Source organism: Caballeronia sp. LZ035 (genome assembly GCF_031451175.1).
Taxonomy (GTDB): domain Bacteria; phylum Pseudomonadota; class Gammaproteobacteria; order Burkholderiales; family Burkholderiaceae; genus Caballeronia.
Genome location: NZ_JARUXS010000001.1, coordinates 453762 through 478088 on the forward strand (window position 1 = coordinate 453762; position 24327 = coordinate 478088).

The 24327-nt window shown below is 64.2% G+C and carries 25 protein-coding genes; 17 read left to right on the plus strand and 8 right to left on the minus strand.

All coding sequences use genetic code 11. The annotated features are described in order from the left end of the window. A complete protein-coding gene (locus tag QCE88_RS02155; protein WP_309898788.1) occupies positions 1–840 on the plus strand; it encodes a Cof-type HAD-IIB family hydrolase in 840 nt (279 codons plus the stop codon). A 94-nt stretch (positions 841–934) separates the two neighbouring features. Here QCE88_RS02155 and QCE88_RS02160 read toward each other — a convergent pair whose 3' ends face one another. From QCE88_RS02160 to QCE88_RS02170, 3 genes are all read right to left on the minus strand, one after another. Beyond that, positions 935–1216 carry a hypothetical protein gene (locus QCE88_RS02160; protein WP_309898790.1) on the minus strand — a complete coding sequence of 94 codons (282 nt, stop codon included), beginning with the start codon at positions 1214–1216 and terminating at the stop codon, positions 935–937. A gap of 310 nt (positions 1217–1526) precedes the next feature. Then, positions 1527–2306, minus strand: coding sequence for an aquaporin Z (gene aqpZ, locus QCE88_RS02165; protein WP_309898792.1), 780 nt, complete (start codon positions 2304–2306; stop codon positions 1527–1529). Between the two features lie 253 nt (positions 2307–2559). Continuing rightward, positions 2560–3624: a glycosyltransferase family 4 protein gene (locus QCE88_RS02170; RefSeq protein ID WP_309898794.1), complete on the minus strand. Its 1065-nt coding sequence runs from the start codon at positions 3622–3624 to the stop codon at positions 2560–2562. A 718-nt stretch (positions 3625–4342) separates the two neighbouring features. On the opposite strand from QCE88_RS02170, the gene flhD reads away from it, so the two are divergent. The 15 genes from flhD (at position 4343) to QCE88_RS02245 (ending at position 18851) form a co-directional block, all read left to right on the plus strand. After that, on the plus strand, positions 4343–4666 hold the full coding sequence (flhD, locus tag QCE88_RS02175) for a flagellar transcriptional regulator FlhD (protein WP_309807015.1): 324 nt from the start codon (positions 4343–4345) through the stop codon (positions 4664–4666). Positions 4667–4685: 19 nt separating this feature from the next. Then, positions 4686–5261: a flagellar transcriptional regulator FlhC gene (gene flhC, locus QCE88_RS02180; protein ID WP_309898796.1), complete on the plus strand. Its 576-nt coding sequence runs from the start codon at positions 4686–4688 to the stop codon at positions 5259–5261. Between the two features lie 141 nt (positions 5262–5402). After that, positions 5403–6263, plus strand: coding sequence for a flagellar motor stator protein MotA (gene motA / locus QCE88_RS02185; protein WP_309898798.1), 861 nt, complete (start codon positions 5403–5405; stop codon positions 6261–6263). 40 nt (positions 6264–6303) lie between these two features. Next, positions 6304–7302, plus strand: a complete 999-nt coding sequence (gene motB, locus QCE88_RS02190; protein WP_309898800.1) for a flagellar motor protein MotB — start codon at positions 6304–6306, stop codon at positions 7300–7302. A 92-nt stretch (positions 7303–7394) separates the two neighbouring features. Further along, on the plus strand, positions 7395–7772 hold the full coding sequence (locus QCE88_RS02195; RefSeq protein WP_309898802.1) for a response regulator: 378 nt from the start codon (positions 7395–7397) through the stop codon (positions 7770–7772). Between the two features lie 75 nt (positions 7773–7847). Continuing rightward, positions 7848–10142 (plus strand): chemotaxis protein CheA, encoded by a 2295-nt coding sequence (cheA, locus tag QCE88_RS02200; RefSeq protein WP_309898804.1) that lies wholly within the window; start codon positions 7848–7850, stop codon positions 10140–10142. A 36-nt stretch (positions 10143–10178) separates the two neighbouring features. Then, the gene (cheW, locus tag QCE88_RS02205) at positions 10179–10703 is read left to right on the plus strand and encodes a chemotaxis protein CheW (protein ID WP_309898806.1); all 525 of its coding nucleotides are present in this window, start codon (positions 10179–10181) and stop codon (positions 10701–10703) included. 28 nt (positions 10704–10731) lie between these two features. Beyond that, a complete protein-coding gene (locus tag QCE88_RS02210) occupies positions 10732–12591 on the plus strand; it encodes a methyl-accepting chemotaxis protein (RefSeq protein ID WP_309898808.1) in 1860 nt (619 codons plus the stop codon). 189 nt (positions 12592–12780) lie between these two features. After that, entirely contained in the window at positions 12781–13707 is a 927-nt protein-coding gene (locus QCE88_RS02215; RefSeq protein WP_309898810.1) for a CheR family methyltransferase, read from the plus strand. After that, the gene (gene cheD, locus QCE88_RS02220) at positions 13704–14456 is read left to right on the plus strand and encodes a chemoreceptor glutamine deamidase CheD (protein ID WP_309898812.1); all 753 of its coding nucleotides are present in this window, start codon (positions 13704–13706) and stop codon (positions 14454–14456) included. Before QCE88_RS02215 ends, cheD begins: the two co-directional genes overlap by 4 nt. Further along, positions 14453–15574, plus strand: coding sequence for a chemotaxis response regulator protein-glutamate methylesterase (locus tag QCE88_RS02225; protein WP_309898814.1), 1122 nt, complete (start codon positions 14453–14455; stop codon positions 15572–15574). Before cheD ends, QCE88_RS02225 begins: the two co-directional genes overlap by 4 nt. A gap of 51 nt (positions 15575–15625) precedes the next feature. Then, positions 15626–16021, plus strand: a complete 396-nt coding sequence (gene cheY, locus QCE88_RS02230) for a chemotaxis response regulator CheY (protein WP_309898815.1) — start codon at positions 15626–15628, stop codon at positions 16019–16021. A 23-nt stretch (positions 16022–16044) separates the two neighbouring features. After that, positions 16045–16737: a protein phosphatase CheZ gene (cheZ, locus tag QCE88_RS02235; RefSeq protein ID WP_309903327.1), complete on the plus strand. Its 693-nt coding sequence runs from the start codon at positions 16045–16047 to the stop codon at positions 16735–16737. A gap of 296 nt (positions 16738–17033) precedes the next feature. Further along, positions 17034–17516, plus strand: coding sequence for a DUF2844 domain-containing protein (locus QCE88_RS02240; protein WP_309903329.1), 483 nt, complete (start codon positions 17034–17036; stop codon positions 17514–17516). Positions 17517–17534: 18 nt separating this feature from the next. Beyond that, the gene (locus QCE88_RS02245; RefSeq protein ID WP_309898817.1) at positions 17535–18851 is read left to right on the plus strand and encodes a DUF3443 domain-containing protein; all 1317 of its coding nucleotides are present in this window, start codon (positions 17535–17537) and stop codon (positions 18849–18851) included. Positions 18852–18908: 57 nt separating this feature from the next. Here the strand turns inward: QCE88_RS02245 and QCE88_RS02250 are convergent, their stop codons facing one another. The 4 genes from QCE88_RS02250 to argS form a co-directional block, all read right to left on the minus strand. Continuing rightward, the gene (locus tag QCE88_RS02250; RefSeq protein WP_309898818.1) at positions 18909–19685 is read right to left on the minus strand and encodes an SDR family oxidoreductase; all 777 of its coding nucleotides are present in this window, start codon (positions 19683–19685) and stop codon (positions 18909–18911) included. A gap of 20 nt (positions 19686–19705) precedes the next feature. Continuing rightward, positions 19706–20353: a thiol:disulfide interchange protein DsbA/DsbL gene (locus QCE88_RS02255; RefSeq protein ID WP_309898820.1), complete on the minus strand. Its 648-nt coding sequence runs from the start codon at positions 20351–20353 to the stop codon at positions 19706–19708. Between the two features lie 173 nt (positions 20354–20526). Then, positions 20527–21288 carry an SPOR domain-containing protein gene (locus QCE88_RS02260; RefSeq protein WP_309898821.1) on the minus strand — a complete coding sequence of 254 codons (762 nt, stop codon included), beginning with the start codon at positions 21286–21288 and terminating at the stop codon, positions 20527–20529. A gap of 141 nt (positions 21289–21429) precedes the next feature. Then, entirely contained in the window at positions 21430–23214 is a 1785-nt protein-coding gene (gene argS, locus QCE88_RS02265; RefSeq protein ID WP_309898823.1) for an arginine--tRNA ligase, read from the minus strand. A 311-nt stretch (positions 23215–23525) separates the two neighbouring features. On the opposite strand from argS, the gene QCE88_RS02270 reads away from it, so the two are divergent. Then, positions 23526–23852 carry a DUF1840 domain-containing protein gene (locus tag QCE88_RS02270; protein ID WP_309898825.1) on the plus strand — a complete coding sequence of 109 codons (327 nt, stop codon included), beginning with the start codon at positions 23526–23528 and terminating at the stop codon, positions 23850–23852. Between the two features lie 167 nt (positions 23853–24019). Here QCE88_RS02270 and QCE88_RS02275 read toward each other — a convergent pair whose 3' ends face one another. Continuing rightward, positions 24020–24208 (minus strand): hypothetical protein, encoded by a 189-nt coding sequence (locus QCE88_RS02275; protein ID WP_309898827.1) that lies wholly within the window; start codon positions 24206–24208, stop codon positions 24020–24022. Between the last annotated feature and the right edge of the window lie 119 nt (positions 24209–24327).

Consider the following 24327-nt stretch of genomic DNA (forward strand, 5'->3'; position numbering starts at 1 on the left):
ATGTACTCGGCCATCGCTACCGATCTCGACGGCACGCTTCTCAACAGCGACCATCAGCTCGACCCCTTCACCGCCGAAACCGTGCGCACGCTCGCGGCGCGCGGCGTGCCCATCGTCATCGCGACGGGACGGCATTATCGCGATGTCGCCGGCATTCGCGACGTGCTCGGCGTTGACGCGTACCTGATCACGTCGAACGGTGCGCGCGTGCATGCGCCGGGCGATCAGCGCATCTATTCGCGCGATCTCGACCCGGCCGCCGTACGACGCCTCGTGCAGCCGGAGGTCGCGGGTGCGCATGGGCGCGTCATCGTCAATCTGTTCGCCGACGACGCCTGGCTGATCGACCGTCATGCGCCCGAACTGCTGGTCTTCCATCAGGATTCGGGATTCAAGTACGAAGTGATGGATCTGCGCGAGCACGACGGTGAGAACATCGCGAAGGTGTTGTACATCGGCGAGCCGGCGGATCTCAAGGAAACCGCGGCTAACCTGGAACGCGAGTTCGGCGACTCGCTGTATGTCACGTATTCGTTGCCGGATTGTCTCGAAGTCATGACCTTCGACGTCTCGAAGGGCCGCGCGCTGCGTTACGTTCTGGAACGGCTCGACATCGATCCGTCGCAATGTGTTGCATTCGGCGACAACATGAACGACATCGATCTGCTCGAAACCGCAGGGCATCCGTTCATGATGAACAACGCCAATCCTGACCTCATCAAGCGGCTGCCCGATGTGCCGCGCGTCGGCAACAATTTCGAGGCAGGGGTTGCGCATCAATTGCGCAAGCTGTTCGAGATTCGTGACGAACTGGCGTCGCCGGGTGACTCACAGGACTGAGCGCCGGACTGAGCAAAATGCAAAACGGGCGGCTGGTGTGATCCAGCCGCCCGTCGTTCCTTATTGGTCTCCCGCACGCGGATCACGCGCGTGCTTAGCCGCGATGTCCCCAGTTGTTGCCATAGCCACGATGATCCCAGCCGGTGCGATTCCAGTGGCCCTGGTCGCGGCCGTCATGCCAGCGCGGCGCTTCATGACGGTAGTACGGCGCGCGGTAGGCGGGCGCAGCCGGGCGGACATAAACGGGAGCCGGGGCCACATAAGCGGGCGCGCCGAGCGACACGCCGATGTGCAGATCGCTGTGAGCCTGAGCTGCGCCGACTGCACCCATGGCAAGACCGGCGGCGACGAGCATGTGAGTGACGATGCGCTTCATTGTGTTTCTCCTTGAAGGCGACGTGTATGTCGCATGAGTCCAATGTACGGGCGCAGCGTCTTACACGCTTCGACGACTTGTTACCGTATGCAAGGACGAAGTAAGGAGAAAAGAAACGCGGTGATTCGGACCGCATCCGTGTTAGCCCCGTCAAATGGGCTTCACGCGCATGCGGTCTGCAGCAGGAACTTAACGGCGCGACAAATCATAAGCATGCTTCGTAATTCGGCATTACATTTGTCGCGCCGGTTTAATCATTCGACGCCGATTAGCGTCTCAAAAGCTCGGCAACATCTCGGCAAACAGCCCGTCATTCGGCCTCGCGGGCCGTCTCTGCCAGAGGAAAACCCACCGTGCCCGGGCCGCTGTGAACCTTTAGAGGGTCTTCACGGGATGCCTGACGCGTGAGCGAGGGATAGACCAGCCCTGCGATGATCGCGCCGACGATAGGCGCAATCCAGAACAGCCACAACTGATCCAGCGCCCAGCCGCCGACGAAGAACGCCTGGCTCGTCGAGCGTGCGGGATTGACCGACGTATTGGTCACCGGAATCGACGCCAGGTGGATCAGTGTCAGGCAGAGGCCGATGGCGAGCGGCGCGAAGCCCTTCGGCGCCCGTTCGTCGGTAGCGCCGAGGATCACGAACACGAAGAAGAAGGTCATGGCGATCTCGCAGATCAGCGCGGCGACCATCGTGAAATGTCCCGGCGAATGCTCGCCGAAGCCGTTGGCAGCAAAGCCGCTCAGCGTGAAATCGAAACTCGGGTTGCCGATGGCGATCAGGTAAAGAACCCACGCCCCCAAGGTCGCGCCGATCACCTGGGCAACGATATACGGCACGAGATCGCGCACCGGGAAACGCCCCGCCGTTGCCAGGCCGATGCTTACCGCCGGATTCAGGTGGCAACCGGACACGTGGCCGATCGCATAAGCCATGGTCAGCACCGTGAGACCGAATGCCAGCGCGACACCGGCGAATCCGATGCCCGACTCGGGGAAGGCGGCGGCGAGCACGGCGCTTCCACAGCCGCCCAGGATCAGCCAGAACGTGCCGAAGATTTCGGCCCCGAGACGTTTCGATAAATTCATGTTTCCGCCTTCCTGAAATGTGAATTGCCGCTGTTTCGAAACGCGCACTTAATGAGCGCGTCGAGCGCAGTTTAAGCGCGCTTTCTTTTGCAAATTGTAAAAATTGATTGATAAATCGGCGAATTCACCACGTCATGAAGAATTTTAGGATTGTTCGGCCGAGCGCTTGGCAACAAACAACGGACGAAAAAAAACCGCCCAAAAGGGCGGTTTTTGCTGCGGTCACCGAAGACCGCAAAGGTGGCAACGCTGCTTAGCCGACGGCGACCTGACGCAGCACCGGGCGCTTGGCGGCCTGAAGCATCGCGGTGTAGCTGTCGACGTAATTCTGCGCCATCGTCTGCGAACTGAAGCGGCGTTCGAACTGTGCGCGAATCTCGGTGCGCGAGAGTTCGTCCAGACGCTGCAACGCACCCACGGCGCCCTGCACGTCCTCACAGATGAAGCCGGTCACGCCATGGTCAATCACCTCGGGCACCGAACCGCGATTGAACGCGATCACCGGCGTGCCGCAGGCCATCGCTTCGATCATCACCAGACCGAACGGCTCGTTCCAGTCGATCGGGAACAGCAGGGCCTTCGCGCCCGACAGGAACTCGGGCTTCTGCGCCTCATTGATCTCCCCGATGAACTCGACATTCGCCTGCGACAGCAGCGGCTCGATCGTGCTCTTGAAATATTCCTGGTCGACCTTGTCCACCTTGGCGGCAATCTTCAGCGGCAGGCCGCTTTGCGCCGCGATCTTGATGGCCAGATCGGCACGCTTTTCCGGGCAGATACGGCCAAGGAACGCCAGGTATTCCGGCTTCTTGTGCGGCTGCGGCGTCAGCAGTTCGTTCGGCAGACCGTGATACACGGTGTTTAGCCAGTTGGCCTGCGGCAGCGGTCCGCGTTGATTGTCGGAGATGGAAATCACGTTCGCCTTCGTGAACGTGTTGAAGATCGGCTGCAGTTCCGGCAGGTCGAGACGGCCATGCAGCGTCGTCACGAACGGGGTATCCAGTTGCGTGAACAGCGGGAACGGCATGTAGTCGAGGTGGAAATGCAGCACGTCGAACTCGTGCGCGCGGCGGCGGACGGTTTCGAGCAGCAGCATGTGCGGCGCGAGCGCGTCGCGGATCGTCGGATCCAGACGCAGAGCGCGCGGCCATGCGGCTTCCAGGGTCGCCTTGGTTTGCGAATCGCCGCTGGCGAACAAGGTGACGTCGTGGCCAAGATCGACGAGTGCGTCGGTCAGGTAGGACACCACCCGCTCAGTGCCGCCGTAGAACTTCGGGGGTACTGCTTCGTGCAACGGTGCAATTTGTGCGATTCGCATAACGTGACTCTCCTGTTTCGGGCAGAGCGGGCGCTTTCGCGTCAGGCTCAGGACCCATGCCGGTTAAGGCGATTTGAGGCATCGCAGTCACGCTCCGGTCGAGCGCTCAACACATGCCATTTCGGGCGGGCCGCGCAGGTAAGACGCCGCCCGAGATCGGCCCGGGGATGAAGATTACATCGCGACCGGGTTATCCCTTACTGCTCATTATCGGGATCGAGAGCGGCATTTCACGTCATTTTTCAATCGCTTATCGTTGTTACAGCACGAAACAAACGCTGTTACGAAGTCAGAAATTGCAGTGTTGTCAGCAATGTAGACGAATCACACATCCGGAAAAATGACCGCGCGGCAGTGTATAGCACGGCGCGTTCCCGAGCACCGAACCGGACTTTCGACTGACGCTGGCATGCCTTCACACCGCATAAACTTGTTGAACCTCCATTAAGTCAGACGAATAGCTGCCGATATCCGGTTCTTGCATCCACGGGTGCGCGACGACCCGTTTTCGCGCCGTGTAGGAAAAATTCCTACACGAAACCTCCTTGAAATCCTGCGATGCTTCGGACACGTTCTCCGACAGCCGCGCCTTCGAGCATCGGCGACAATCGTCTGGCACAAGAGAACACGTGCGGGGCCGGTTTCGCCGCGTCTGTCGCGAACCGAGCAAACGTTCCCCCGCCGGCCTGACCAGCCACGTAACGATTCGGGGAAAAAGATGACGAACAGCGCTACGAGTACGCTCGTGGAAATCCGCGAGGTGAATCTGTCGTATGTGCTTCTCGCCCAGCGTCTTCTGCAGGAAGACCGCGTCTCGGCGATGTACCGGCTCGGCCTGTCCGAGCAGGTGGCACAGGTGCTGTCCTCGCTCACGCTCGCCCAGGCCGTGAAGGTGGCGTCGTCGAGCCATCTGCTGTGCCGCTTCCGTTTCGACGACCACACCATTCTTTCGTCGCTGGCCGACAAGGACAAGAGCGCGGCGCTCACGCAGGCGCACGCGGCGATCCTGCTGGCCGACAGTCCCGTCGCGCAGATCGGCTGACGCACGAAGCGAACGGCCGATGGCGACCCGAAGCGTAGTGGCGGAAGTCCGCGAGATCACGCTCGCGATCGAACTGATCGAGCTCGGCGCGCGCCTGCAACTGCTCGAAGCGGAGACGAGCCTGTCGCGCGACCGGCTCATCAAGCTCTACAAGGAGCTGAAGGGCGCATCGCCGCCGAAGGGCATGCTGCCGTTCTCGACCGACTGGTTCATGACCTGGCAGCCGAACATCCATTCGTCGCTGTTCCACGGCATCTATCGTTTCATCGACGAACACGGCGGCGCCGACGGCACGCAGAGCACGATCCAGGCGATCGTGAAGAGTTACCGGCTCTATCTCGAACACGCCGCTCTATATGGCGACGAACCCGTGCTCTCGCTCACGCGCGCATGGACGCTGGTCCGCTATTTCGAGTCCGGCATGCTCCAGACCAACGCGTGCACCCGCTGCGGCGGACGTTTCGTCGCGCATGCGTACGAACTGCGCGCGGGCTATGTCTGCGGACTGTGCCAGCCGCCGTCACGTGCCGGCAAGACGCGCAAGACGCAGGCAGCGGCCGCCTTGGCGGAGCCCCCGCGGAGCCTTGCGGCCTGACGCCGCACGCGCCCGAAGCCGTTCTGCGGCGTGGGTTTCAACGTTTGCCGGCGGCTCGGACGCGCCATCAAAGTTTTCCAGTCGAGTGCCGTAAACCACCTAACGGCGGTCTTACCGCATCAAAAACGTGAGGACTCGACTGTGCTGATTCTTGTTGGAGCGCTCGTGACATTGCTGTCCGTGTTCGGCGGCTATGCCATCGAAGGCGGACACCTCGGCGCGCTGATGCAGCCGGTCGAGATCCTGATGATCGCGGGCGCGGGCGTCGGCGCATTCATCCTCGGCAACAACGTCAAGACCATCAAGGCGACCATCCAGGTCATCCCGACGCTCTTCAAGGGCGCGAAGTACAACAAGGGCATGTACATGGAGCTGATGGGCCTGCTCTACGTGCTGCTCGCGAAGGCCCGCAAGGAAGGCACACTCGCGCTCGAGGGCGACATCGAGGATCCGTCCAAGAGCCCGGTCTTCAGCCAGTACCCGCAGATTCTCGCGGATCACCACGTCGTCGAATTCCTGACCGACTATCTGCGTCTCATGGTCAGCGGCAACATGAATGCGTTCGAGATCGAAAGCCTCATGGACGAGGAAATCGAAACGCATCACGTCGAGGGCGAAGCGCCCGCGCACGCGCTGACCAAGGTCGGCGACGCGATGCCGGCGTTCGGCATCGTCGCGGCCGTGATGGGCGTGGTGCACACCATGGCCTCGGCCGATCAGCCGCCCGCCATCCTCGGCGAGATGATCGCGCAGGCGCTGGTCGGCACCTTCCTCGGCATTCTCCTTTCATACGGTTTCATCGGGCCGCTCGCCAACGTGGCCGAGCAGCGCGTGGCCGAGCAGACCAAGATGTTCCAGTGCATCAAGGTCACGATCCTCGCGAGCCTGAACGGCTACGCGCCCGCGATCGCGGTGGAGTTCGGCCGCAAGGTGCTGTTCTCGACCGAACGTCCGTCGTTCTCCGAACTCGAGGAACACGTGCGCCGGGTCAAGGCGAAGTGATGCGACGCTTTGCGCACGATCCATCGGTCAGGACTCAGCCATGAGCAACGACAGCGAACGTCCCATTTTCATCAAGCGCGTCGTCGGCAAGAGTGCCAAGGGTCATCACGGCGGCGCCTGGAAACTCGCTTACGCGGACTTCATGACCGCGATGATGGCGTTCTTCCTGCTCATGTGGCTGCTTTCCTCGACCTCGCCGGTGCAGCGCCGCGGCATCGCGGAATACTTCAACATGCCGCTCAAGGCGGCGATGGTCGGCGGCAAGACCGTCGGCATGGACAACAGCATCCTGATGGGCGGCGGCCGCGATATCTCCAGCGAGGAGCCGGGCGCCGCGCGCCGCTCGGAAGGCAGCACGCGGCTTGCGCAGCGCGCGTCGTCCACGACCGACGAGGAACTGCTCAAGGCCGCGCAAGGCGAACTCGAACGCCGCGAGCAGGCCCGTCTGCACGATCTCCAGGTCAAGCTGATGGCCGCCATCGAAGCCAATCCGACCTTGCGCCAGTTCAAGCAGCAGATCCGCATCGAGGCGACGCAGCAGGGCTTGCGCATCGAGATCGTCGATACGCAGAAGCGCCCGATGTTCGCGCTCTCCAGCAACGCCGTGCAGCCCTACATGCGCGACATCCTGCGCGAGATCGGCCGGACGCTGAACGACGTGCCGAACCGCATCGTCGTGCAGGGCCATACCGACGCCGTGAAATACGCGGGCGGCGAGAAGGGCTACAGCAACTGGGAGCTGTCGGCGGACCGGGCTAACGCGTCGCGTCGCGAGCTGGTCGCGGGCGGCATGGACGAAGTCAAGGTGATGCGCGTGCTGGGCCTCGCGTCCACACAGAATCTGAACAAGAAGGATCCGTTCGATCCGGAGAACCGGCGCATCAGTGTCATCGTGCTCAATCACAAGACGGAACTGGCGATGCTGCGCGACGACGGCGGCGCGGGCGCGACGCTCGACAACGGCACGGACGCGAACGGCGCACCGGCGACGCTCGGGCAACTGATTCCCGGCATCAGGGCGAAGAGCGCGACGCATTGAGCGCATGAGCCCGCGAAACAGCAGCCCTTAAAAAAACAGCCTCAAGACCGGACCCGTTTCGACCGTCATCCCGGCAACGGCAAGAGACAAACATGATCAAGAACATTCTGGCAATCGATGACTCGGCCGCGATGCGGCAAATCATCTCGGCGACGCTGGCGGTGGCCGGCTACGAAGTGACGGTTGCCTCCGACGGCGACGAAGGGCTGGAATGGGCGCTCGCCGAGCGCTTCGATCTCGTCCTGACCGACCATCACATGCCAGGCAAGAGCGGGCTCGATCTCATCATGGCCTTGCGCGCGAACCCCGCGTACCGCGCAACGCCGATCCTGGTGCTGACGACTGAAGACGGCGAACCGTTCAAGAACGCGGCGCGCAGCGCGGGCGCGACGGGCTGGATCGAGAAGCCGCTCGACCCGGACCTGCTGACCGAACTGGTCGCCGCGCTTTCGGAAGACGCGCAGCACTGAAAACGTCGCAAAAAACAGCATTGAAATGCGCGCAGCACGGCGCCGATTGAACAGCATTCCAGCGGTGACTCAAGCATGACACTCGACATTACCCAGTTCTATCAGACGTTCTTCGACGAAGCCGATGAACTGCTCGCGCAGATGGAGCAACTGCTGCTCGTTCTCGACATCGCGAATCCGGATCCGGAAGACCTCGCGGCGATTTTCCGCGCGGCGCATTCCATCAAGGGCGGCGCGGCGACCTTCGGCTTCACCGCGCTCACCGAAACCACGCACATTCTCGAATCGCTGCTGGACCGCGCGCGCAACAACGAACTCGTCCTGCGCCGCGACATGATCGACACATTCCTGGCGACCAAAGACGTGCTCTCCGATCAGCTCGCCGCCTATCGCGCGAGCGAGGAGCCGGGTGCCGCCGCGGCGGCCGCAATCTGCGCAAAGCTCGAACGCCTGAAGACCGAGAGCGCGGACGCCGCCGTGGCGCCGGTGGCAGCGCGCGTCGAGCCGCCCGCGCTGCCGGGCGCCGGGCACATCGAGGCCGCGGCGCCGCTCGCGCCGGCCTACGACGGCCCGAACGCACCGCCCGCGCACGTGCTCGCGCAGGCCATGGACATTCTCGAAGACGACGGCAACTGGGACGGCGCGTTCGAACTCGCCGACAGCAGCAACGCCGTCACGCATGCAGGATCCGTCGCTGAAGCGACGCCGGGACACACCGGCGCGCCGCGCGCGGAAGTTGGACCCCACCTGAAAATTACGCTACGGGGGGTGGGCGAGAAGGACCTGACGACTCTGATCGAGGAGTTGGGGAATCTGGGAAGCATCGTCGGGGAACAGAAGGCGGATGCCGAGTACGTCGTATGGCTCGACTCGGACGTTCCCGCCGACGACATCGTCGCCGTGTGCTGCTTCGTGATCGATGAAACACAGATCACGATCGGCCGGGGCGACGGCGCGGCGCAAGCCATCGAGGCGCAGCCGGCAACGGCCGCGCCGCAAGCGATGCAACCCACGCTACAGGAAGAGCAGAAGCAATCGCAGGCGCAACCGCCTGCATCCGTGGACGCTCACGAAGCAGTACAACAAGAAGCGGCAACGGCGGCGGGACAGCCCGCCGCCCAGCCGTCCAGGCCCGCAACGGGCGACGCCGAGAAAAAGGCGCGGCCGCAAGCCGCCGCATCGGCGGAAGGCAGCTCGATTCGCGTCGGCGTGGAGAAGGTCGATCAGCTCATCAACCTGGTGGGCGAACTCGTGATTACGCAGGCCATGCTCGCGGAAACCACCAGCACCTTCGATCCCGCTCTGCACGACCGTCTGTTCAACGGCATGGCACAGCTCGAACGCAACGCGCGCGATCTGCAAGAAGCCGTCATGTCCATCCGCATGATGCCGATGGACTATGTATTCAGCCGCTTCCCGCGTCTCGTGCGTGACATTGCCGGCAAGCTCGGCAAGGAAGTGGAACTCGTCACGTTCGGTCAGGCGACCGAACTCGACAAGAGCCTGATCGAACGCATCATCGATCCGCTCACGCACCTCGTGCGCAACTCGCTCGACCATGGCATCGAAACCATGGAAGCGCGCCGTGCGGCGGGCAAGTCCGCAACCGGCCAGCTCGTGCTGTCGGCGGCGCATCACGGCGGCAACATCGTGATCGAAGTAAGCGACGACGGCGCCGGCCTGCGCCGCGACAAGATTCTCGCGAAGGCGCAGAAGCAGGGCATGCAGGTGTCCGAGTCGATGAGCGACGAGGAAGTCTGGCAACTCATCTTCATGCCGGGCTTCTCGACCGCAGAACAAGTGACGGACATCTCCGGGCGCGGCGTCGGCATGGATGTGGTCAAGCGCAACATCCAGTCGATGGGCGGTCACGTCGAGATCAGCTCGCGCCAGGGCGCGGGCACGACGACGAAGATCGTGCTGCCGCTCACGCTCGCGATCCTCGACGGCATGTCGGTCAAGGTCGGCAACGAGATCTTCATCCTGCCGCTCAACTTCGTGATGGAGTCACTGCAGCCGGTGGCCGAGGACATCTACACGGTCGCCAACGGCGAGCGCGTGGTGCGCGTGCGCGGCGAATACCTGCCGCTGGTCGCGCTGCACGGTGTCTTCGATGTCGAAGGCGCGCGCACCGAACCGACCCAGGGCATCGTCACCATCATGCAGACGGAAGGGCGCCGCTTCGCGATGCTCATCGACGAACTCGTCGGCCAGCAGCAGGTGGTGGTCAAGAACCTCGAAACGAATTACCGCAAGGTGCACGGCATTTCCGCGGCGACCATTCTGGGCGACGGCAGCGTTGCGCTGATCGTCGACGTGGCCGCGCTCAATCGCGAGTCGCGCGTCCAGCACGGCGCGCACGCACATTAACCCTACCCGATCAGACGAAAGACACAGGGAGCTCTCGTGGCAGACATTCAATCGATCAACGCAGCGCCGTCGAGCGCCACGCGCCGCGACGCGCAACAGGCCGAAGCCGCCGGACAGGAATTCCTCGTCTTCACGCTCGGCGCCGAGGAATACGGCATCGACATCCTCAAGGTGCAGGAGATCCGCGGCTACGACAACGTCACGCGCATCGCCAATGCGCCCGGCTTCATCAAGGGCGTGATCAACCTGCGCGGCATCATCGTGCCGATCGTCGACATGCGCATCAAGTTCAACCTCGGCCGGGTCGACTATGACAACCAGACCGTCGTGATCATCCTGAACGTCGCGCATCGCGTGGTCGGCATGGTGGTGGACGGCGTGTCCGACGTGCTCACGCTCTCGCCCGAACAAGTGATGCCCGCGCCGGAATTCGGCGGCACGCTGGCCACCGAATACCTGACGGGCCTCGGCACCGTCGAAGGCCGCATGCTCATTTTGATGGACATCGAGAAGCTCATGACGAGCCGCGAGATGGAATTGATCGACGCCGTCGGCGCGTGAAACGGTTTAGCCAAGCAGGAACGAAGCCATGCTGAAGAAGTTGTCGATCCGCACGACGCTCACGCTCGTCGGCCTCCTGTTCGCCGGCTGTGCGGCGGTGATCGGCGCGCTCGCGCTCACTGGTCTCAACGCCGCAAGCTCCGCGCTCACGTCGCTCGCGCAACAGGACATGACCGCGATGCGCGCGCTGTCCGAAACCTCGTCGTATCTGCTGCGCTCGCGCATCACGCTCGACCGCGTGCGGTCGCTCGCCGAAGCGGGCAACGATGCGGAAGCGCAAAAGGCAATCGAGCGCGGCCAGTATCTGCTCGGGAAAAGCAACGAGAACTGGAAGCTCTATCTCGACACGTCGAAGCCGACGCTGCCGAAGGACATCCTCGACGCGCTCGTCACGCAACACGACGCGCTGCTCAAGACGGGCGTGGAGCCGGAGTTCGCCGCGATTCGCGCGAAAGACATGGCCGCGTATCACGCGATCGCCGACACGAAGATCAGCCCGATGTTCGTCGCCTTCGACCAGGCTGTGACCACCGCCGTCGCCGCGCAACAGGATCATGCCGAAAACGCGCGTGCGAGCACGGCGTCGCATGTCGCCGCGCTCAACGTGATGATCGGCGCGGTGCTCGCGCTGGCGGTGCTGATGTTGATCGGCACGCGCATGGCGCTGGCGAGCCTGATCGTCAAGCCGATCAACGAGGCCGTCGAGCACTTCGACCGCATCTCGAACGGTGACCTCACACATACCGCGCACAGCGACCAGGGCAATGAGATCGGCCGCCTGTTTGCGGGCATCGAACGCATGCGCGGCAACCTGACCACGATGGTGGGCGCGGTGCATCGCGGCGCGGAATCGATCGACGTCGGCGCGCACGAGATCGCGAGCGGCAACACGGATCTGTCGCAACGCACGGAAGAGCAGGCGGCATCGCTGCAGGAAACGGCGTCGAGCATGGAAGAGCTCACCAGCACGGTGAAGCAGAACGCCGACAACGCACGCCAGGCGAGCCAGCTGGCGGTGAATGCATCGGATATCGCGTCGCGCGGCGGCGAGGTGGTCGAGCAGGTCGTCGACACCATGCATGCGATTGCGTCGAGTTCGAGCAAGGTCGTCGACATCATCGGGGTGATCGAGGGCATCGCGTTCCAGACCAACATTCTCGCGTTGAACGCGGCTGTGGAAGCGGCGCGCGCCGGCGAGGAAGGTCGCGGCTTCGCGGTGGTCGCGGGCGAAGTGCGTTCGCTCGCGCAGCGCAGCGCGGCGGCGGCAAAGGAAATCAAGGCGCTGATCGGCGATTCGTCCGCGAAGGTCGACAGCGGCACCGAACTCGTGGCGCGTGCCGGCGCGACGATGGGCGAGATCGTGCAGGCCGTGCGCCGCGTGACCGACATCATGGGCGAGATCAGCGCGGCGTCGGAGGAACAGTCCGACGGCATCGAGCAGGTCAACCGCGCCGTCACGCAGATGGACAGCGTGACCCAGCAGAACGCCGCGCTTGTCGAGCAGGCAGCGGCCGCCGCTGCGTCGCTCGAAGAGCAGACGCGGCAGTTGAAGGGCGTCGTCGCGCAATGGCGTGTCGAGGGCGCAGCGCCTGCACGCAGCAGCGCTACGACGGCCGCCGCCCGGCTCGCGCCGGCTGCGCGCATCGAGCCGACGCCGGCGCGGGCCGCGGCCGTGAAGAGCACGTTCAAGCCGTCGAAGCCGGTTCAGTCCGCGAAAGTTGCGGCGGAGCCTAACGTCGCGACGGATGCGGCCGTTATCAAGGAAGTTGCAAAAGTCGCCGTGAAGAAAGCGGCCGCGCCCGCACCGCGTGCAAGCACGCCGGCAGCGATGCCCGCGCCGCGCGTCAAGGCGACGACCGCCGACGACGGCGACTGGGAAACCTTCTAAGCCTTCATTCAATCAAGTGCGAAACGGAACGACCATGCAGGCAGCGCGCGACACCCTCGACGAGCAGCGTTTCTTCGGAACGCCAGGACGTCGCGCGAGCGCACGGTCATCGCACGCCACGCAGTTTGCGAGCGCGACGGACACGCCACATCAGGCATCGGCAGCGATGCCGGGGAAGCATCAGACATCATGACGGCCACGCGCAACGCGCGTCTCGACATGCCCGCCCCGGTGCGTGGTGAAGTCGAGCGCGATTTCGAATTCACGGCGGCGGACTTCGCCCGCATCCGCGAGCTGATTCACCGGCGCGCGGGCATCTCGCTCTCGGACCACAAGCGCGACATGGCCTACAGCCGTCTGGCGCGCCGTCTGCGAGCCTGCGGCATCGACACGTTCAAGCACTATCTCGATCGCCTCGAAACTCACGAGGACAACGCCGAGTGGGAAGCGTTCGTCAACGCATTGACCACGAACCTCACCGCGTTCTTCCGCGAGTCGCATCACTTTCCGATCCTGTCGGAGTTCGTCAAGCGCCGCTCGCAGCCGTTCTCGGTGTGGTGCTCGGCGGCGTCCACCGGCGAGGAACCGTATTCGATCGCAATGACGCTGGTCGAAGCGCTCGGTGAACACGCGGCGCGCCAGTGCACGGTGTTCGCCAGCGACATCGACAGCCAGGTGCTGGCCAAGGCAGACGCGGGCGTGTATTCGCTGGACCAGGTCAAGACCATGCCTGTCGAGCGCCTGAAGCGCTTTTTCCTGAAGGGCACGGGCTCGCATGCGGGCCTCGTGAAGGTGCGGCCTGAACTGCGCGCGATGGTGAACTTCGGCCGCGTGAACCTGACCGATGCGCGCTACGACGTGAAAGGCCCGTTCGACGTCATTTTCTGCCGCAACGTGATGATCTACTTCGACAAGCCGACGCAGGGTCAGGTGCTGTCGCGCTTCGAGCCCTTGATGAAGCCGGGTGCGCTGCTGTTCGCGGGGCATTCGGAGAACTTCACGTATGTGTCGCAGGCCTTCAGGCTGCGCGGCCAGACCGTGTACGAACTGGCACGCGACGTCAAGCCGGGCACTGCGTCGAAAAGCGCACGCGCGCTGGCGGGAGAGGCAGCATGAGCGGACTGCCGATCGCGTCGAATCTCTATTACGACAATCACTTCAAGAAGCCGGGCGTCAAGCTGCTGCCCAACGAGTTCTACATGACGAGCGAGGACATGGTCCTCGTCACCGTGCTCGGCTCGTGCGTGGCGGCGTGCATCAACGACCGCACGGCGGGCATCGGCGGCATGAATCACTTCATGCTGCCCGACGACGGTTCCGACGCGTCGCATGCGTCCTCCGACTCGATGCGCTACGGCGCCTACGCGATGGAAGTGCTCATCAACGAACTCATCAAGCGCGGCGGGCGGCGTGAGCGCTTCGAGGCGAAGGTGTTCGGCGGCGGCGCGGTGCTCGCGGGCATGACGACGATCAACATCGGCGACCGCAACTCGGAGTTCGTGCGCCGCTACCTCGCGCTCGAAAAGATACGCATCGTGGCGGAAGACCTGCAGGGCATGCATCCGCGCAAGGTCGCGTTCATGCCGCGTTCGGGTCAGGTCATGGTCAAGAAACTGAAGACGCAGCACGATCCCGTGGTGGTCGAGCGCGAACAGGCGCTGGTGCAGCGCACGCCGGAAGAGCGCGCCGAACGGCTCGCCAAGGCGCGTGCGCGCGTCGAACTGTTCCAGTCGAATGGCAGCGCCGCCAGACCGCGCGTCGAACTCTTCACGAACCCGGCAAGCAACGTCGCGAAGCCGCGCGTGGAACTGTTCGGCAACGCGGCCCGCAGCGTGCGCGGCGCGAAAACGGCGGAGGAAGCATGAGCCTGAACCACGCGATCCCTGCGAAAACATCCGCTGTAACGAAGATCAAGGTGCTGTGCGTCGATGACTCCGCGCTCGTGCGCAGCCTGATGACCGAGATCATCAATTCGCAACCCGACATGCAAGTGTGCGCGACCGCGCCGGACCCGCTCGTCGCGCGCGAACTCATCAAGCAGCATAACCCCGACGTGCTGACGCTCGACGTGGAAATGCCGCGCATGGACGGACTCGATTTCCTCGAAAAACTGATGCGCCTGCGGCCGATGCCGGTCGTGATGGTGTCGTCGTTGACGGAGCGCGGCAACGAGATCACGCTGCGCGCGCTCGAACTCGGCGCGGTGGATTTCGTCACGAAGCCGAAGGTCGGCATTCGCGACGGCATGCTCGACTACGCCGAAAAGCTCGCCGACAAGATCCGCGCTGCGTCGCGCGCACGCGTCAGGCAGCACGCGCATCCGGCAAGCGCACCGGCCCAGACGAGCCCGCACAAGCCGGCGCCGCATTTCAACAATCCGCTCGTTTCGACGGAGAAGCTGGTGATCGTCGGCGCCTCGACGGGCGGCACCGAGGCGATTCGGGAAGTGCTGACGCCGCTGCCGCCTGATGCGCCCGCGGTCATGATCGCGCAGCACATGCCGCCGGGTTTCACGAAGTCGTTCGCGCAGCGTCTGAACGGCCTGTGCCGCATCACCGTGAAGGAAGCGGAGCACGGCGAGCGCGTGTTGCCGGGCCATGCGTACATCGCGCCGGGTCATGCGCACCTCGTGCTTGCGCGCAGCGGCGCGAACTATGTCGCGCATCTGTCGGATGCGCCGCCGGTGAACCGGCACCGGCCGTCGGTCGACGTGCTGTTCCATTCGGCGGCGCAGCACGCGGGCAAGAACGCGATCGGCGTGATCCTGACCGGCATGGGCCGCGACGGCGCAGCCGGTCTGCTCGAGATGCAGCAGGCGGGCGCCTACACGCTGGCGCAGGACGAAGCGAGTTGCGTGGTGTTCGGCATGCCGCGCGAAGCAATTGCAATGGGCGGCGCGAGCGAAATCGCGCCGCTGACGGAAATGAGCCGCCGCGTCATGGCGCGGCTCGCCTCGATGGGCGAACGCGTGCAGCGCGTCTGAGTTTTTTTGGATTGAGCGGCGCAGCCGCATTGAGAACACACGGGAGTAATGATGGACAAGAACATGAAGATCCTCGTCGTCGATGATTTTCCGACGATGCGCCGTATCGTGCGCAACCTGCTCAAGGAGTTGGGTTACTCGAACGTCGATGAAGCCGAAGACGGCGCGGCCGGTCTTGCGCGTCTGCGCGGCGGCGGCTTCGACTTCGTGATCACCGACTGGAACATGCCGAACCTCGACGGCCTCGCGATGCTGCAGCAGATCCGCGCGGACGCGGCGCTCTCGCATCTGCCGGTGCTGATGGTCACGGCCGAGTCGAAGAAGGAGAACATCATCGCGGCGGCGCAGGCGGGCGCGAACGGTTATGTGGTGAAGCCCTTCACCGCCGCGACGCTCGACGAGAAGCTGACCAAGATTCTCGAGAAGATGGCCAAAGCGGGGAGCTGATCGTGAACGATCTGACCACTGAACTGGCCGCCGCGGTCGCCTCCGCGGCCGAAGCCGAGGGCGACGCGTCGAGCGACCGCATTCTCGCGCGCATCGGCCAGCTGACACGCACGCTGCGCGACTCGATGCGCGAGCTCGGTCTCGACAAGCAGGTCGAAGCGGCGGCGCAGGCCGTGCCCGACGCGCGCGACCGCCTCAAGTACGTCGCGACGATGACCGAGCAGGCCGCCGAGCGCGCGTTGAACGCCATCGAACTCGCCAAGCCGGTGCAGGAAGCGATGCAGGGCGAAGCCCAGGCGCTCGATGCCCGCTGGGCCCGCTGGTACGACGCGCCGCTCGCCCAGAACGAGGCGGGCGCGCTGCTCGCGGACACCCGCACGTTCCTGCAGAGCGTGCCGGAGCGCACGCAGGCGACCAATGCACAACTGCTGGAGATCATGCTCGCGCAGGATTTCCAGGATCTCACCGGGCAGGTGATCAAGAAGATCACGGACGTCGTGTATCTGATCGAGCAACAACTGCTGGGCGTGCTGCTCGAGAACATCGCGCCTGAACGACGCGAGCAGTTCGCGGCATCGGCGGCGGCGTTGATGTCCTCGGCGAGCGGCAGTCCGGAAGGGCTCCTCAACGGGCCGCAGATCAATCCGGAAGGACGGAGCGACGTCGTGCAGGATCAGTCGCAAGTGGATGATCTGCTGGCCAGCCTCGGCTTCTGACGGTCTTTATCGGGGCGTCGGTTTGACGGGCCCGGTCCTTGCGAACGACGCGAAGCGCATGCCATTGCGCTTCGCGTTTTTTGTTTGAGCGCGTTTCCGAACGCTAGGCCTATTCCTCCCGGCTGGCATACTGGCGTTATTCACGCTGTAAGTTTCGGCGTGGGAAATACTGAATTAGTGGCGCATCTGTCACTCTACCGTCATAAGGTCCGCCGTTTCTGAGAGGGCGAAAGACCGGCAATCCGACAGGAGGCGCAGTGAAAGCACCGAAGCAAACCCGTCATGGGCGTCTGACAATGGCACTGGCTGGCGCGGCCGGCGCGCTGTGCGTTTGGGCGGCCGCGCCCGCATATGCAGCACTCGGCGGCGCACCGATGGCTGTGCCGCCAGGCGCCACGCCCCCCACCGCGAAGGCGGTCGCGCGGGCGGCCACCGCAAGCGGCGCATCCTCGAGCTCGTCAGCCGGTTACACCGTGCGGTCCACCTTGCTCGCGAGCGGCACCACCATCAATGAATACCTGTCGGCGCAAGACGTCGTGTTCGGCATTGCCTGGAAAGGGCCGCGCATGCCCGACCTCGCCTCGCTGCTCGGCAGCTATTTCCCCGAGTATCAGCAAGGCCTGAAGGCGCAACGCGCCGCGCGCGGCGGCCGCGGACCGGTGAGCCTGCAAGGCAGCGGTCTGGTCGTGGAGTCCGGCGGTCACATGGGCGCATTCCAGGGCCGTGCGTATCTGCCGCAATCCTTGCCCGCCGGCGTCGACGCCAGCGACATCCAGTAAGCGACGGGAGATACCGGCATGCAGCACACGACACTCGGCTTTCCCGCCATCAACCTGCAACGCGCCGGCGGTTTCGCCCGCTGGATGAGCGCGTTGTTCCTTTCGATCATGCTGGCAGCCTGCGGCGGCGGCGGCGACAACAACTCCAGCTCGAACAATGGCGGCTCATCCGGAGGCGGCGGATCGGGCGGCGGATCAGGCGGCGGCAGCACCCCCACCAGCCTGGCGACGGCCCAGCCCATCCAGCCCAACGGCACCAACGCCGTGCCGATCAACGTCAATTCGGGCGTGGCCGGCTTCGTCAACATTCCGAATGTCTCGGTCACCGTCTGCGCACCAGGCACCACGGTGTGCCAGACGATCAACAACATCCAGGTGGATACCGCGTCGTATGGCTTGCGTGTGCTCGGCTCCGCAGCGCAGTCGGTCATCACGAGCCTGCCGGGCGTGGCTGCGGCGAACGGCGGCCAGCTCGCGGAATGCGCGGGCTTTGCGGACGGCTATACCTGGGGCACGGTTCGCACGGCCGACGTGAAGATCGGCGCCGAGGTGGCGTCGAACGTGCCGATCCAGATCATCGGCGACCTGAACGCATCGGCTGCGCCGACGGGCGACAACGGCTGCCCGTCCGGCAACGACGAGAACTCGACGGATCAGATCGGCGCGAACGGCATTCTCGGCATCGGGCCGCAGGCGTCGGATTGCGGCAGCCTGTGCTCCACGACGGCGCTCAACCAGATGTACTACTCGTGCAGCAACGGCACGAACTGCGCGGGCACCACGGTGCCGGTGGCTCAGCAGGTCACCAATCCCGTCACCCGGTTCGCGGCCGACAACAACGGCGTTATCGTGCAGTTGCCGCCGGTGCCCGATGGCGGCGCCACCAGCGCGACCGGCGTGCTGATATTCGGCATCGGCACGCAAAGCAACAATGCGCTCGCGGGCGTGACGAAGTTCGGCACCGACCAGTACGGCAACCTGAACGGCACCTACAAGGGCAAAACCTACTCAACCTTCTTCGATTCCGGATCGAACGGCAACTTCTTCCCGGACAATTACACGTTGTGCTCGAGTGACAGTGCGTTCTATTGCCCAAGTTCGGAGCAATCGCTGTCGGCGACGATCACTGGCAACGAAGGCAACGCCTCGATCGTGCCGTTCCAGCTTGTCAGCGCGCGCACGCTGACAACAGATGGCTCGAAGTACGCGTTCGACAGCCTGGGCGGTCAACTGGGTCTGACCAACATGTTCGACTTCGGCTTGCCGTTCTTCTTCGGCCGGCACGTGTATGTGGGATATGAGTTGTCGAACAGCCCGGCGTACGTGGCGTTCTGATTTCAGACAAGCCCGCCTGAAAATGAAACCGGCTGCGTCAATGCGCAGCCGGTTTTTTTATTGCTCGCTCGTCCGTGGCTTGCGCGGCGCGCGTTCGAAGAGCCTGTCATAGAGCCAGCGCGGCAGCGCGTGCAGCAGCATGCCGGCCACCCGCATCTGCCATGGGAAGGTCGCATAACGCACCCTGCGCTCGATCGCGCGCGAAGCCTTCTCGGCAAAGCGGTCTGCATTCATGAGAAAGGGCATCGGATAGGGATTGTGCGCGGTCATCTCCGAGCGCACATAGCCTGGCGCGATCGTGACGACGGCCACGCCGAGCGGCCGCATCTCCACGCGCAACGACTCCAGATACTTCGCCGCCGCAGCCTTGGAGGCGCTGTATGCGCCCGAGCCCGGCAGCCCGCGCACGCCCGCGACGCTCGCCATGCCCACGAGCGTGCCGCGCCGAGCGGCCGTCATCGAGGCGATGAACGGTTCGAAGGTCGCGACCATGCCGTAATAGTTGATGTCCATCACGGCGCGGAAGGTGTCGAGATCGCCTTCGCCCGTCAGCACGCCGCGGCTCACGCCGGCATTGGCGATGACGACGTCCGCCGGGCCGTGCTCGGCGATGAACCGGCGCGCGGCATCGGCGAGCGCGGCGGCGTCGCGGACGTCGACGGGATACAGCGAGAGGGAGGCGTCTGGAAAGCGGGCGGCGAACGCCGCGAGGGAGTCGGCGCGCCGGGCGACCAGACCGACCGCGGCGCCGCGCCGCACATAATGCTCGGCCAGTGCCTGGCCGATGCCGCTCGACGCGCCGGTGATGAAGACCTTCAGGCGAACTGCATTCATACCGGCGCTTGGCGAGGGGATCAGAGCTTCTTGTCGCGAACTTGCTGGACCAGGAAGTCCATCACCTGCGTGGTGCCTTGCAGGCTGTTGGTCATGGCCGGACCGGTTTCATACTTGCCCTGCACGACGACCGTCGGCACGCCGTCGATCTTGTAGTCCTGCAACAGCTTGTTGTCACGCTGGATGGCGCTTTGCGTCGAGAAGGAGTTGTAGGCGTCCAGGTACTTCTTCTTGTCGATGCCCTGCGTCGCGAGGAAGTCCGCCTGCGCCTGCGGCGTCAGCAGATAATCCTTCTTCACGTGGATCTCGTTGAACACGGCCGGCGTGACCTTCTCGGCGACGCCCAGTGCGTCCAGCGCGTGATACATCTTCGAGTGCGGGATGAAGTCGTCGCGGAACGCCACCGGCACGCGCTTGAACACGACGTCCGGTCCCTGCTTCTTCTCCCATGCCTCGATATACGGCTCGAACTCGTTGCAGTGCGGGCAGCCGTACCAGAAGAACTCGATGACCTCCACCTTGCCGGCGGGTGCGCCGACCGGCTGGGCCGCCTGCAGCACGGAGTAGTCCTTGCCGGCGGTGGGGTCGGCCATGGCCGAACTCGCGACGCTCATCGAGGCGGCAGCAATGCCGAGGGACAGGGCGAACGCGCTAAACAGTTTTTTCATGATGGGAGAGTGAAAGCAAAAGAGTCGCGGAGGCTGGAAAAAGAGGCCCTCAAGTGGGACACACGATGCTTAAGCCATGCTTAAACCATGCTTGAGCGAAGTCCGGCGCCGCCGATCCTCGCGTTCGCCCGCGCCACGAACAGCGGCGCGGGCGTCCGAACTCGATGTGCCGCTTACTGCCGCGAGAAACGGATCACGGCGGTATCGACGCCGGCATCGGACAGACGCTGGCGCGCCGTGTTCATGTCCTCGAACTTCGCGAACGGACCAATCCGCACGCGATAGTACGTCACACCGCCCGCATCGCGCTGCGTGACGCGCGATTCGAAACCCTGGAAGCCAAGACGCGCGCGCTGCTGTTCGGCGTCGGCCTGGGTCTTGTACGCGCCGACCTGCAGGAAGTAGCCGGTGTTCACGTCGCCCGGTGCGGGCGGGGTGCTCTTGGCGGTGCCCGGTGCGGAACCGCCCTTGGGCGGCGTGGCGGAGGCGTTGCTGGTAGCGTTCGGCGCGTTCTCGGGCTTCTTCGCGGCGGTCGAACTAGCGGCCTTCGGGTTCGAAGCGGTTGTGCCCGACGGCGGCACTTCGACGATCTGCGGTTCGTCGAGCATGCCCGACGACTGCGTCTGGTTGTTGGTCTGGCCCGGCGCGGTATTCGGCGGCGTGGGCTGCGCGGCTTGCGGCACCGGCTGGCCCGGCGTCTTGCCCTGCAGCGGACGGTTCGGGTCGTAGGGCTGCGCGGCGGCGGGCGCGGAGTTGGCATCCGAGGCCGGCGGCGCGACCTTCGCGACGAACGGCGTGGGCGCGCGGGTGATGTACAGCGCGACGATGACAGCGATGGCCAGGCCAACGATCAGCCCCAGCACGATGCCGATGAAGGTTCCCCCGGTTTGCTTCGACTGCTTGGACTGACTGGTCGTGCGACGTGGTTTTGCCATCGTTTGGATCACCTGCGAGAAAGTCTTCTGGTTTGGCCGACGATTATAGCCGTGGCTTAATACCGTTCCGCGCCAGCCTCCCGTCCGCGCGCGCCGAAAACTCCGATTTCGCAGGGCGCGCGGTGCCGGGGGCGGCAGACATCACATCTTTTGGGGCGCGGAAACGCCAATCGTCGCGAGACCGTTCTCGAGCACCTGACGCGTGGCGGCCAGCAGCGCGATACGCGCGCTGCGTTCTTTCTCGTCGTCCACGAGCACGCGCTCCGCATTGTAGAACGAGTGAAATTCGCCAGCGAGATCGCGCAGATAGAAGGCCACCGCGTGCGGCGCGAGCTCGAGGGCCGCGTGCTGGAGCATGTCCGGATACTCGGCGAGCTTGTTGAGCAGGGCCATGGCGCGGTCGCTCGACAGCGGCGAGAGATCGGCTTGCGCGGCCTGCGAAAGATCGCCGGCGTAGCGTTCCTTCCAGTCGTTGAGAATCGTGCAGATGCGCGCGTGCGCGTACTGCACGTAGTAGACCGGATTCTCGTCGTTCTGCTTGAGCGCGAGATCGATGTCGAAGACGAACTCGGTGTCCGCCTTGCGCGAGATCAGGAAGAAGCGCACGGCGTCGCGGCCGCGGCGGATCGTGGCTTCGTCGATCTGGTCCGGCGCGGTCTCGTGGCCGGGCGCGAGACCGCCCGACCATTCGATCAGGTCGCGCACCGTCACATAGCTGCCCGCGCGCTTGGAGATCTTCACTTCCTCGCCGTCGCGCATGACGGTCACCATCTTGTGCAGCACGTAGTCGGGATAGCCCTTCGGAATGCCGACCCCCAGGCCCTGCAGGCCGGCGCGCACCCGTGCAATGGTGCCGTGGTGGTCCGAGCCCTGCACGTTGATGACCTTCGTGAAACCGCGCTCCCACTTGGTCACGTGATAGGCGACGTCCGGCACGAAGTACGTGTAGGTGCCGTCGGACTTCTTCATGACGCGGTCCTTGTCGTCCCCGTCGTCGGTGGTGCGCAGCCACAGCGCGCCGTCCTGCTCGTAGGTCTTGCCGGCGTCGACGAGCGCCGCCACCGTCTTCTCGACGCGCCCTTCCTTGTACAGCGACGACTCCAGATAGAACTGGTCGAACTTCACGCCGAACGCGGTCAGATCCATGTCCTGCTCGTGACGCAGATACGCGACCGCGAAGTGACGGATGGCTTCGAGGTCTTCGACGTCGCCCTGGCCCTTCACCGGATCGCCGTCCTTCGCCGCGACGGTTGCGCCCGCGAGGTAGTCGCGCGCGATGTCGGCGATGTACTCGCCGTTGTACGCTGCATCCGGCCATTCCGCGTCGCCCGGCTTGAGGCCGCGCGCGCGCAACTGCGTGGAGATGGCGAGATTGTTGATCTGCACGCCCGCGTCGTTGTAGTAGAACTCGCGGTGCACGTCGTAGCCCTGCGTGCCGAGCAGGTTGGAGAGCGCGTCGCCGAGCGCCGCCTGACGGCCATGACCGACGTGCAGCGGGCCGGTGGGATTCGCCGAGACGAACTCGATCAGCACGCGCCGGCCGGCGTCGCGGGTGGAGCGGCCATAGGCGGCGGCTTCGTCCAGCACGGCCGGGATCACGGCTTGCTTCGCCGTCGCGGCAAGACGCAGATTGATGAAGCCGGGACCTGCAACTTCCGCGCTCTCGACCAGCCCTCGGGCCCGCTCGGCGCCGAGCAAGGCATCGACGATCTGCTGCGCAAGCTGGCGCGGATTGCCGCGCAGCGGCTTGGCGAGCTGCATCGCGACGTTCGAGGCGACGTCGCCGTGCGCCGCGACCTTCGGACGTTCGAGCACGATGGCCGGCGCGACGAAAGCCGCTTCGCTGGCGCCCTGCGTGGCTTGCGCGACCTGCTTGACCGCGTCGAGGAGGAGCGTTTCGAGAGTGTGTTTGTGTGCGGGCAGCATGCTGAAAGTGATCCAGTGGAGCGGGTCCGGGAGGGTGCGGCGTCCTGATGGTGAACCGCGCATTCGCGATTCCGATGCGAGCGACGCCATTCACCATGACATTGTTCAGCGCGACGTTTCGTGCGCGCTGAGCGGCCACTGAGCGGCGGTTGGCCCGGTTTTAACCCTATGAAGTGGGGATTTTAGCAGGTGCTAATATGTCGAATCAGGGTGTTGTCACGTTGTCAGGGAGACCGGCTCATCGGCGCGCTGCTTGCAAACCGCCTTCTTGCAAACCGCCTATAACCCAACATAAAGCAAAGGACCATGCCATGCTGATCACATTCAAATCACCCGCCGCACCCGACGTCATGATGCTGGAGAACCTGGCGGAATACCTGCTCGGCATCATCGGGAAAAAGCTCACGGAGCGCGGCGTCATCACGCAAGAGGAACTGCCCTCGGCCATCCAGAAACTCGAAGCCGCGGTCAGCACGGACAAGAAAGAGCGCGCCGAGCACGACGGGCACTTTCATGAAGGCGAGGAAGGCCACGAGCCGCATGAGATTCCCATCGGACTCGCGCAGCGCGCCTATCCGTTCCTGGACATGATGCGGCTCGCGCAGAAGGACGGCAAAGATATCCTCTGGGGCGTCTGAACGCGCTTGGTCGGCTTTTAGCCCGCGCTTGTCCGTTCGCTGAAAACGAAAAACCCGCATCGTGTGATGAACGATGCGGGTTTTTTTTCAACGGCTGTTTCTGCTGGGTCTAACGGCTATGGGCGCGTCAATGCCGGCCCGTGTTGTTGCGTACTGCGCAGGCCCGCTTACTGCGACTGCCCGTTGGTCGCCGACTTGGGCTTCCGGGGCTTCTTGGGCTTCTTCTTGTGCTCGGTCTGCGGCGGCGAATACGACGATGCGGTCGTGCTGCTGGCAGGCTGCGCGAAGGTAACCGGACTCCACGCGAGAACGGCGGCTGCGATCGCTAGGGTGGCGGCGGACGTCAGCTTTTTCATGCGACTCTCTCCGAGACGAATTATGCGTGTCCGTCGTCATGACGGCGTATCGCAGCGACAGTCTACGGAAAGACAAAATTTCCCGCCGTCAGCCTGCCGCTTTTTCGCGCCTTTTTCCC

Bases quoted from the DNA above. Each gene is read 5' to 3' on its own strand.
- QCE88_RS02155 (WP_309898788.1), top strand. From the start codon at position 1: ATGTACTCGGCCATCGCTACCGATCTCGACGGCACGCTTCTCAACAGC.
- QCE88_RS02160 (WP_309898790.1), bottom strand. From the start codon at position 1,216: ATGAAGCGCATCGTCACTCACATGCTCGTCGCCGCCGGTCTTGCCATG.
- aqpZ (WP_309898792.1), bottom strand. From the start codon at position 2,306: ATGAATTTATCGAAACGTCTCGGGGCCGAAATCTTCGGCACGTTCTGG.
- QCE88_RS02170 (WP_309898794.1), bottom strand. From the start codon at position 3,624: ATGCGAATCGCACAAATTGCACCGTTGCACGAAGCAGTACCCCCGAAG.
- flhD (WP_309807015.1), top strand. From the start codon at position 4,343: ATGACGAACAGCGCTACGAGTACGCTCGTGGAAATCCGCGAGGTGAAT.
- flhC (WP_309898796.1), top strand. From the start codon at position 4,686: ATGGCGACCCGAAGCGTAGTGGCGGAAGTCCGCGAGATCACGCTCGCG.
- motB (WP_309898800.1), top strand. From the start codon at position 6,304: ATGAGCAACGACAGCGAACGTCCCATTTTCATCAAGCGCGTCGTCGGC.
- QCE88_RS02195 (WP_309898802.1), top strand. From the start codon at position 7,395: ATGATCAAGAACATTCTGGCAATCGATGACTCGGCCGCGATGCGGCAA.
- cheA (WP_309898804.1), top strand. From the start codon at position 7,848: ATGACACTCGACATTACCCAGTTCTATCAGACGTTCTTCGACGAAGCC.
- QCE88_RS02210 (WP_309898808.1), top strand. From the start codon at position 10,732: ATGCTGAAGAAGTTGTCGATCCGCACGACGCTCACGCTCGTCGGCCTC.
- QCE88_RS02215 (WP_309898810.1), top strand. From the start codon at position 12,781: ATGACGGCCACGCGCAACGCGCGTCTCGACATGCCCGCCCCGGTGCGT.
- cheD (WP_309898812.1), top strand. From the start codon at position 13,704: ATGAGCGGACTGCCGATCGCGTCGAATCTCTATTACGACAATCACTTC.
- QCE88_RS02225 (WP_309898814.1), top strand. From the start codon at position 14,453: ATGAGCCTGAACCACGCGATCCCTGCGAAAACATCCGCTGTAACGAAG.
- cheY (WP_309898815.1), top strand. From the start codon at position 15,626: ATGGACAAGAACATGAAGATCCTCGTCGTCGATGATTTTCCGACGATG.
- QCE88_RS02240 (WP_309903329.1), top strand. From the start codon at position 17,034: ATGGCACTGGCTGGCGCGGCCGGCGCGCTGTGCGTTTGGGCGGCCGCG.
- QCE88_RS02245 (WP_309898817.1), top strand. From the start codon at position 17,535: ATGCAGCACACGACACTCGGCTTTCCCGCCATCAACCTGCAACGCGCC.
- QCE88_RS02250 (WP_309898818.1), bottom strand. From the start codon at position 19,685: ATGAATGCAGTTCGCCTGAAGGTCTTCATCACCGGCGCGTCGAGCGGC.
- QCE88_RS02255 (WP_309898820.1), bottom strand. From the start codon at position 20,353: ATGAAAAAACTGTTTAGCGCGTTCGCCCTGTCCCTCGGCATTGCTGCC.
- QCE88_RS02260 (WP_309898821.1), bottom strand. From the start codon at position 21,288: ATGGCAAAACCACGTCGCACGACCAGTCAGTCCAAGCAGTCGAAGCAA.
- argS (WP_309898823.1), bottom strand. From the start codon at position 23,214: ATGCTGCCCGCACACAAACACACTCTCGAAACGCTCCTCCTCGACGCG.
- QCE88_RS02270 (WP_309898825.1), top strand. From the start codon at position 23,526: ATGCTGATCACATTCAAATCACCCGCCGCACCCGACGTCATGATGCTG.
- QCE88_RS02275 (WP_309898827.1), bottom strand. From the start codon at position 24,208: ATGAAAAAGCTGACGTCCGCCGCCACCCTAGCGATCGCAGCCGCCGTT.